At 70.6% G+C, this 7,841-nt stretch carries 10 protein-coding genes; 5 read left to right on the plus strand and 5 right to left on the minus strand.

Annotation, left to right across the window (positions count from 1 at the left end; genetic code table 11):
• The first annotated feature begins 89 nt into the window (after positions 1 to 89).
• Positions 90 to 1,190, plus strand: coding sequence for a CaiB/BaiF CoA transferase family protein (locus tag ON26_RS25325; protein ID WP_040799279.1), 1,101 nt, complete (start codon positions 90 to 92; stop codon positions 1,188 to 1,190).
• Positions 1,191 to 1,410: 220 nt separating this feature from the next.
• On the opposite strand, the gene yczR is transcribed toward ON26_RS25325, so the two are convergent.
• Positions 1,411 to 2,916: a MocR-like transcription factor YczR gene (gene yczR / locus ON26_RS25330; protein ID WP_040799281.1), complete on the minus strand. Its 1,506-nt coding sequence runs from the start codon at positions 2,914 to 2,916 to the stop codon at positions 1,411 to 1,413.
• Between the two features lie 61 nt (positions 2,917 to 2,977).
• Here yczR and ON26_RS25335 point away from each other — a divergent pair, with 61 nt between their 5' ends.
• From ON26_RS25335 to ON26_RS25345, 3 genes are all read left to right on the plus strand, one after another.
• On the plus strand, positions 2,978 to 3,190 hold the full coding sequence (locus ON26_RS25335) for a hypothetical protein (protein ID WP_040799283.1): 213 nt from the start codon (positions 2,978 to 2,980) through the stop codon (positions 3,188 to 3,190).
• Between the two features lie 153 nt (positions 3,191 to 3,343).
• Positions 3,344 to 3,949 carry a methylated-DNA--[protein]-cysteine S-methyltransferase gene (locus ON26_RS25340; RefSeq protein ID WP_083884341.1) on the plus strand — a complete coding sequence of 202 codons (606 nt, stop codon included), beginning with the start codon at positions 3,344 to 3,346 and terminating at the stop codon, positions 3,947 to 3,949.
• Positions 3,950 to 4,215: 266 nt separating this feature from the next.
• Entirely contained in the window at positions 4,216 to 4,845 is a 630-nt protein-coding gene (locus ON26_RS25345; protein WP_040799285.1) for a PaaI family thioesterase, read from the plus strand.
• A gap of 51 nt (positions 4,846 to 4,896) precedes the next feature.
• Here the strand turns inward: ON26_RS25345 and ON26_RS25350 are convergent, their stop codons facing one another.
• Complete coding sequence (locus ON26_RS25350; RefSeq protein WP_040799287.1) at positions 4,897 to 5,913, minus strand: fused (3R)-hydroxyacyl-ACP dehydratase subunits HadA/HadB; 1,017 nt, start codon at positions 5,911 to 5,913, stop codon at positions 4,897 to 4,899.
• A 243-nt stretch (positions 5,914 to 6,156) separates the two neighbouring features.
• On the opposite strand from ON26_RS25350, the gene ON26_RS25355 reads away from it, so the two are divergent.
• Positions 6,157 to 6,993, plus strand: coding sequence for an alpha/beta hydrolase (locus ON26_RS25355; protein WP_040799289.1), 837 nt, complete (start codon positions 6,157 to 6,159; stop codon positions 6,991 to 6,993).
• Between the two features lie 24 nt (positions 6,994 to 7,017).
• Here ON26_RS25355 and ON26_RS25360 read toward each other — a convergent pair whose 3' ends face one another.
• The 3 genes from ON26_RS25360 to ON26_RS25365 all read right to left on the minus strand — a co-directional run.
• Positions 7,018 to 7,290: a hypothetical protein gene (locus tag ON26_RS25360; protein WP_040799291.1), complete on the minus strand. Its 273-nt coding sequence runs from the start codon at positions 7,288 to 7,290 to the stop codon at positions 7,018 to 7,020.
• Positions 7,291 to 7,354: 64 nt separating this feature from the next.
• Positions 7,355 to 7,498, minus strand: coding sequence for a hypothetical protein (locus ON26_RS33590; protein WP_157171996.1), 144 nt, complete (start codon positions 7,496 to 7,498; stop codon positions 7,355 to 7,357).
• Between the two features lie 9 nt (positions 7,499 to 7,507).
• Positions 7,508 to 7,841, minus strand: a 334-nt coding sequence (locus tag ON26_RS25365) for a helix-turn-helix domain-containing protein (RefSeq protein WP_040799293.1), incomplete at its 5' end; no start/stop codon positions are given.

Genomic DNA, 7,841 nt, shown 5'->3' on the forward strand with positions numbered 1-7,841 from the left:
GTCATAGTGTCAATACAGCTCGCCGGGCCCGCTCCGGCGGGAGGCACCGGCTGCCGGTGACCTGGATCAACGACGAACCGAGGTAAGGCGTGAGCACACCATCCACCGCCACCAAGCAGGGCCCGCTCGCGGGCATCCGTGTTGTCGAGCTGGCAGGCATCGGCCCCGGCCCGCACGCCGCCCTGCTGCTGGCCGACCTGGGCGCCGATGTCGTGCGCGTCCAGCGGCCCAACCAGTTCTCCGCCGTGATGGAACGCCCGCAGTGGCGTGGCCGCACGATCGTCGAGGCCAACCTCAAGGATCCGGCCGATGTCGAGAAGGTGCTCGGTCTGATCGAGAAGGCCGACGTGCTGATCGAGGGCTTCCGCCCCGGCGTCACCGAGCGCATGGGTCTGGGCCCGGAGCAGGCGCTGGCCCGCAACCCGCGCCTGGTGTACGGCCGGATGACCGGCTGGGGCCAGTTCGGCCCGCTGGCCGATCGCGCCGGTCACGACATCAACTACATCTCGCTGACCGGTGTGCTGCACGCCATCGGCCGCAAGGGTGAGCGCCCGGTGCCGCCGCTGAACATGGTCGGCGACTTCGGCGGCGGCTCCATGTTCTTGGTGTTCGGCATCCTGGCGGCGCTGGTCGAGCGGCAGAACTCCGGCAAGGGCCAGGTCATCGACTCCGCGATGGTCGACGGCGCGCTGGCGCTCTCGCACATGATCTGGGGCATGCGCGGGGTGGGCCTGTGGTCCGACGAGCGCGGCACCAACCTGCTCGACACCGGCATGGCCTTCTACGACACCTACGAGACCGCCGACGGCAAGTACATGGCCGTCGGCGCGATCGAGCCGCAGTTCTACGCCGAGCTGCTGAAGGGCCTCGAGCTGGATCCGGCGGACCTGCCCGCCCAGATCGACCCGAACGCCCAGGAAGACCTGCGAAAGCTGTTCACCGAGAAATTCAAGACCAAGACCCGCGACGAGTGGGCCGAGATCTTCGCGGGCACCGACGCCTGCACCACCCCGGTGCTCACGCTGAGCGAGGCCACCGAGAACGAGCACATCGTCGCGCGCACCGGCCTGGTGGAGATCGACGGCGTCGTGCAGCACGCGCCCGCGCCGCGCTTCTCGCGCACGCCTGCGGCCGTGCCGACCCCGCCCCCGAACGAGGGCACCCCGATCGAATCCGTCTGGGCGGACTGAGATCCCACGCCGACGGCCCCGCCGCGATTCGCTGTCGCGGCGGGGCCGTTCGCGTTTCCGGGGTAGGGCGTACACCGGCCATCGCCCCGGCGGCGATCGTGGCCGGGAGAGTCGGCGGGCGCGCCGCGCCGGTTCGACAGGACCGAGCCCGAGCCACGCGCCGCGCCGGTTCGACGAACCCGAGCCACGGACCGAGCCGATTCAGCCGACGGGGCGGAGCTCAGCGCACGGAAAGGTTCAGCGGGTCGAGCGGTTGCGCGGCGCGCGGGGTGAGCGCGTTGTAGGCCGACGCGATCGATTCGACGGCGAGCCGCAGTGTCGGCTCCGGGTGGATGAAGGGCAGGCGGACGAACCGTTCGAACGCGCCCTGCACGCCGAAACGTGGTCCGGCGGCGAGCAATACGCCGTGGTTCGGCGCGGTGGCGGCCAGGGCGGTGGAGACGGGGGCGGGCAGTTGCGCCCAGACCGACATGCCGCCCGCGCCGGGGTGCACCTTCCAGTCCGGCAGTTCCTCGGCGATGGTGTCGAGCAGGGCGGCGCGCTGGGCGCGGAGCTGCTCGCGGCGCCGGGCCAGGGCCTCGTCGGCGTGTTCGAGCAGGTGGACGGTGGCGAGCTGGTCCATCACAGGGGTGCCGAGGTCGACGGTGGCACGGCTGCCGAGCAGCCGGGTGATCAGCGACGCGCCGGTGCGGATCCAGCCGACCCGCAGACCGCCCCAGAACGATTTCGAGGCGGAGCCGATGGTGATGATCTCGCTGCCCTTGCCGTACACGGCCACCGGCGGCGGCATGGTCTCGGTGTGCGGATCGAGGCCGAGATCGACCATGGATTCGTCGACGATGATCGTCATCCTGGTCTCGCGGGCGATCGCGGCCAGCTCGGCGCGGCCGTCGGCGTCGAGCAGCATGCCGGTGGGGTTGTTGAAGTCGGGGACCAGGTAGGCCAACGTCGCGGCGGTCTGGCGGGCGGCGCTGCGGATACCGTCGAGATCCCACCCGGCGGCGGGGTTCTCGAGCAGCAGCGGCACCGGTATGGGGCGGGCGCCGACGTCCCGGATCGCCTCGATGGCGTTCGGGTAGGAGGGATGCTCGATGAGCACCCGGGCCGCGGGGGCGGCGAGCACGTTGAGCAGCAGGCGCAGGCCGTGCTGGGCGCCGAGGGTGATGAGGATCTGGTCGGGGTCGGTGGGCAGTCCGCGATCGGTGTAGCGGCGGGCGACGGCTTCGCGCAGGGCCAGCATGCCTACCGGATCCATGCCGTGCGTGCCCAGGTAGGTCGGAAGCCGTTGCAGCGCGTCGGAATACGCCTCTTCGATGCCCTCCGGAGCGGTCATGGCGGCATAGGTGAGGTCCACGGTGGTCAGCTCGGGCGCCATGATCGTGGCGAGGATGCCGCGCGAGGCCTTGGTGCCATCGCTGGGCACGCTCGGTGGCAGCGCCACCGTGGAACGCGATCCCTGCCTGCTGATGAGATAGCCGTGTTCGCGCAGCAGGGCGTAGGTCGAGGTGATGGTGGTGCGGCTGACGCCGAGAGTGGCGGCCAGATCCCGTTCGCTCGGCAGCGCGACGCCGAGCGGGGCGCGGCCGTCGTGGATGAGCAGCCGGATGCCCTCGGCGAGCGCGAGGTAGGCGGGCCTGCCGCGGTGCACGGGCTCGTCCGCACCGACCGTGCGCCAGTTGCCCAGGTCGCGCGCCAGTCCGGCCGCGCCGATCACTCGAGTCGCCATAAAGTCCAGTATTCGCGTAGTGGATATTCAAAAGCAAGGCCAGTGGCCCGACCCTGGGGGAATGACCACTCTGCTGCCGCTCCTGATCGCGCTTGCCGTCGCCCTCCTGGCCTACCGGTCCGTCCGCCGACGGCCGGTCGCCTCCCGGCTGCAGGAGCAGCTCCGCATGCCGGGCACACACCGCGACTCCGATCCCGGATCTTATGACTATCAGCGGCAATTGCGGGATATCACGGCCGTGCGCAGCCACGAGGAGGACAGCAGAGCCGCCTGATCAGCGAGCGGCGGCAGCCCGGCGCTCCGTTCTTCCGCTCAGCCCGGCCGCGCCGTTGCGCGACCAGAGAACCAGTCCAGTCCAGTTGCAGAAAACTGGACTGGACTGGCCGCGAGTTCCTTTCGCGTCGGACCCCGGGTGCACACTGGTCCCATGAGTGCACCAGCCCGTCGGTCCGGTCCCGCGGCCTCGAGTCCCACGGGGCCCGACGACGCGCCGACCAACACGGCGCGCATCTTCACCGCGCTGTTCGATACAGCGATCGGCGAGTGCACGATCAACTGGCGTGCGGGTGCGGTGGTCGGCTTCCTGCTGCCAGAGGCCGATCCGGCCACGGCGCGGGCGCGGCTGCTTCGGGCCGGTACTTCGGAGGCCGAGCCGACCGGCGTGATCCGAGCGGCCGTCGACGGCGTCCGCGCCCATCTCTCGGGCACGCTGGACGATCTGCGGTGGATACCACTCGATCTCAGCGGCGTGCCGGACTTCCACCGCAAGGTCTACGAGATCACCCGCGCGATCGATCCCGGTCACACGCTGAGCTACGGGCAGGTCGCCGAACGCGTCGGGTTGCCCGGCGCGGCGCAGGCGGTCGGGCAGGCGCTCGGCCGCAACCCCATCGCCCTGATCGTTCCGTGCCATCGGGTCCTCGCGGCCGACCACGCGCTGCACGGGTTCTCCGCGCCGGGTGGCATCGGCACGAAGGCGCGGTTGCTCGAGATCGAGCGGACCCCGGGCTTCGGCGAACCGACGCTGTTCTGATCGGCCCCTCGCGCCACCCGCACCGCGCGCTACCACAAAGCGGCCGCAATGTCGCAGGCCCACTCCGGCAGCCGGACGGTTCACCGGCGGCCGCCGCACCGCGGCCACCGTCGCCCGAGGAGCGGTGTGCCCGCATGATCGGCCGGCAACCAGGGCAACGACAGCCGATTCCAACCGGTTGGTAACTTACTTTCGAAGGAAAACCCAGGCCTACCGGCCACGGGCGACCTCCACCCAGAGCGCTCACGACATGATGGCAGGTACGCGTGCAGATCCACTTCGACGACATCGACGCCGCCGAAATCGACCGCCGCATCGCTCTGTACGGGCCGCTCACGCAGGCGGTCCGTGAGCTCGTGGACGCGACCGTCCGCACCGAGGTCGACGAGCACACCATTCGCGAGGTCGAGGCAACCGTCCGCGCGGCGACCGCCCGGCTGCGCGCGCAGCAGATCGACGGCTCCTTCGGTGCCAGATTCACTTCCGACGGCACCATGATGGCGTGGGGCAACGCGGCGGTGGGCGTGCGCAATCCGATCGCGCCGCCGATGGTCGTCGAACGCGACGACACCGGGCTGCACTGGGCCGAGCTCACCCTCGGCGCCGCCTACGAGGGGCCGCCCGGACTGGTGCACGGCGGAGTCTCCGCCCTGCTGCTGGACCAGCTCCTCGGCATGGCAGCGGCTCACGGCGGACAGCCCTCGTTCACCGGCACCCTCGCGCTCAGGTACCGCAAGCCGACGCCCCTGGGGAAGATCCGCGTCGAGGCGCGCGTCGACCGAGTCGAAGGGGCGAAGACGTTCGTCGTCGGATCCCTGTCGGTCGGCGGCGAACTCGCGGTCGAAGCGGATGCCGTGTTCATCCAGCCCTCGTGGGTCCGCGACCGCGCCGACTGAGCCCGGTCCGCCCGGCCGTCCGACGACGACCGGGCACCGTCCGGCCGCAGCTCAGGAGAGGCGGACCTCGGCGGTGGCGAGGCCGAAGATCTTGCGACCCACCGACTTCGCGGTGATGAGGACGACGGCGGTCCTCGACTCGGGATCGACCGACTTGATCTTGCCGGTGTATTCGACGATGCCGACCGAATCCGCCTCGACCACGGTGTAATTCGACAGGCGCACCGTGTACTTGGCCAGCGCGCCCGGATCGCCGAGCCAGTCGGTGACGAAACCGGCGCCGCAGGCCATGGTGAGCATGCCGTGAGCGATGACATCGGGCAGGCCGGCCAGCGTCGCGATGCGCTCGTTCCAGTGGATCGGGTTCGCGTCACCGGCCACGCCGGCGTAGTTGACCAGATCACCGCGGGTCAGCGTCACGGTGCGCGGCGGGAGCGCGTCGCCGACCGCGACCTCGTCGAAGCGCACCGCGGTGTGCGGGGCGCGTGGGGCGGCGAACCGGGTCGAGAGCGAGCCGTCCTCGGCGGGCGATCGCACTCCCTCGGCGACGGTGGTGGCCGGGGCGTCCACGTCGAGGCCGTGCATGATGACGGTCTTCATGGCGTCACCGATGCCGGGGTCGACCTCCTCGGCGGTGATGCCGACGACGGTGGTGTGCATGACCTGCACCACACTGCCCGCCTGGTCGGTGAAGGTGTTGGTGACGGTCAGCAGATCCTTGCCCGCGATCCGCCGGACCGAGGAGAGTTCCACATCGCTGGTCAGACGGTCGCCCGCGACGACAGGGTGGTACCACTCGAAGACCTGATCGGTCTGCACGTAGACGTCGTAGCCCTTGACCACGGACTCGAAGAGCCTGCGGTTGGCCAGCATCGCCGGGATCGAGAAGAACGTGGGCGGCGTGACCAGGCCGGTGTAGCCGAGTTCGGCCGCGGCCTTCTCCTGCCAGTGCGCCGGATGGTAATCCTGCACGGCGCGGGCGTATTCGCGGATCTTCTCCCGTCCGACCTCGTAGTAGTCGTCGAGCCGGTAGTGGTGTCCCACCAGCGACTGCGAATGCGCACCCACATCGAACGTTGCCGTCACAAGCTGCCTTCCTCCGAGTTCGGGTCATCGTAGTGGGTCCGACGCCGTCCGCTCACATATGTGATTCGGCTATCGATACGCCCGACACGCGCGGTGCCGCATCGGCGGCGCGGGCACTGTGGACGCGGTGCCGGGCGAACGAGCCTGGCACCGGATGATGGAAGCGACGGGACCGATGACCGAGCCGGCAGCGGCCGGGGCGAAAGACCGGAAGGAAGCATACGCATGGAGACGGTGACCTCGGCGGATGGCACCACGATCGCGTTCGACCGGATCGGCGCGCGGAATTCGGCACCAGGCACGGTCATCCTCGTCAGCGGCGCGCTCGAAGACCGGCATTCGCCCAAGCTGACCGAGCTGGCCCGGCTGCTGTCCGACGAGCACGGCCTGGCGGCGATCGTCTACGACCGGCGCGGGCGCGGTGACAGCGGCGATACTCCCGGCGTCTACCAGGCGGGCAACGAGATCGACGACCTCGCGGCGCTGGCGAGCGCCGCGGGCGGTCCGGTGACGCTGTTCGGCTGGTCGGCCGGCGCGATACTGGCCCTGCGGGCAGCGGCCTCGGACCGCGTTCCGGCGCTCACGCGGGTGGTGGCGTTCGAGCCGCCGTTCGTCGTGGACCGATCCGGTCACGTCCCGCCCACCGACCTCGGCACCCGCCTGAACCAGCTCGTCGCCGACGGCAAGTCCGGCCGCGCCGCCGCCTTCTACCTGCGCAAGGTGATGGGCGTGCCGCCGACGATGGTCACGACCATGCGCCTGACTCCGTATTGGCGCACCATGAAGGCCCTCGCCGCCTCGACCCCGCACGACTGGGCGGTGATCGGCCCCTACACCCGCGGCGAGGCCCTGCGCCCGGCCGACTGGTCCGGCCTGACCGTGCCCGCCCTCGTCCTGTCCGGCGCCGACAGTGCCGCGAGCATCAAGACCGCCGCCGCCGCGACCGCGAAGGCCCTGCCGCTGGCCCATCACCGGGAACTCCCGCATCTCGGTCACGATCAGAACGCCGAACTCATCGCTGCCCCCACCGCCGAGTGGGCGACCGGGAACGGCGCGCTCTGACAGAGCCGAACACCGGCTCCGCGATCAGAGCGGATGTCTGCGGTAGAAGTCGCATGCCTCGCCGGTGAGGTAGCCGTCCTTGCACGCGAAGTAGGTCTGGATGCAACTGTTGGTGTCGCACCCGAGTTCGGCGAGGCGCCGGGCAATGCGGAGGTTGTCCTGCTGCTCGGGCGAGAGCGTGGACGAGGTGGAGACGGGTGTCGTGGCCGGCACCGGGGAGCCGGACTCGGTGCAGGCGCTCAGGGACAGGACCAGGGCGGCTGCCGCCGCGCCGACCACGAGACCGCGTCTGTCCATGTCACCCCTCCGTCCCGACTACGAACAGTCAGCCTAGCCCGAGGGATACGGCCGGAGCGGGCGGTTATTCGCCGCGGGGGCCTTCTTCGGGATTGTCCGGATCGTCGGCGGGCGGCACGGAGTAGCCGATGACCTCGACGTCGGGGTTCTGCTCGGCGGGGGTGTCGGCGGAGTCCGGATTCGCGGAGGCGTGCTCGGGTGAAGTCATGTTGGGCGGCTACCCGGTTCCGTTGTCCTCACGCGTGTCCGCGGGCTTCTCCCCGCGGATGAGCGCGCCCAGCGCGTCGCGGTCGGTCACGTTCACTTTCCCGCAGGCGCGGTAGAGGTGGCCCTCGACGGTGCGCACCGAAACGGTGAGCCGGTCGGCGATCTGGCGGTTGGACAGGCCCGCCGCGACCAGATTGGCGATCTCGCGTTCCCTGGCGGTCAGCGGCAGGGGCTGGGCGGCGGCGCGCAGGGCGGGAGTGCTCGCGCCGCCGCATGCCGCGGCCAGGCGGTTCGCGCGCGCGGCCGACTCCGTGAGGCGGCGCCGATTGCCGGCGCGTTCGTAC

Source organism: Nocardia higoensis NBRC 100133 (assembly GCF_000308595.1).
Taxonomy (GTDB): domain Bacteria; phylum Actinomycetota; class Actinomycetes; order Mycobacteriales; family Mycobacteriaceae; genus Nocardia; species Nocardia higoensis.

Bases quoted from the DNA above. Each gene is read 5' to 3' on its own strand.
- yczR (WP_040799281.1), bottom strand. From the start codon at position 2,916: ATGGCGACTCGAGTGATCGGCGCGGCCGGACTGGCGCGCGACCTGGGC.
- ON26_RS25335 (WP_040799283.1), top strand. From the start codon at position 2,978: ATGACCACTCTGCTGCCGCTCCTGATCGCGCTTGCCGTCGCCCTCCTG.
- ON26_RS25340 (WP_083884341.1), top strand. From the start codon at position 3,344: ATGAGTGCACCAGCCCGTCGGTCCGGTCCCGCGGCCTCGAGTCCCACG.
- ON26_RS25355 (WP_040799289.1), top strand. From the start codon at position 6,157: ATGGAGACGGTGACCTCGGCGGATGGCACCACGATCGCGTTCGACCGG.
- ON26_RS25360 (WP_040799291.1), bottom strand. From the start codon at position 7,290: ATGGACAGACGCGGTCTCGTGGTCGGCGCGGCGGCAGCCGCCCTGGTC.
- ON26_RS33590 (WP_157171996.1), bottom strand. From the start codon at position 7,498: ATGACTTCACCCGAGCACGCCTCCGCGAATCCGGACTCCGCCGACACC.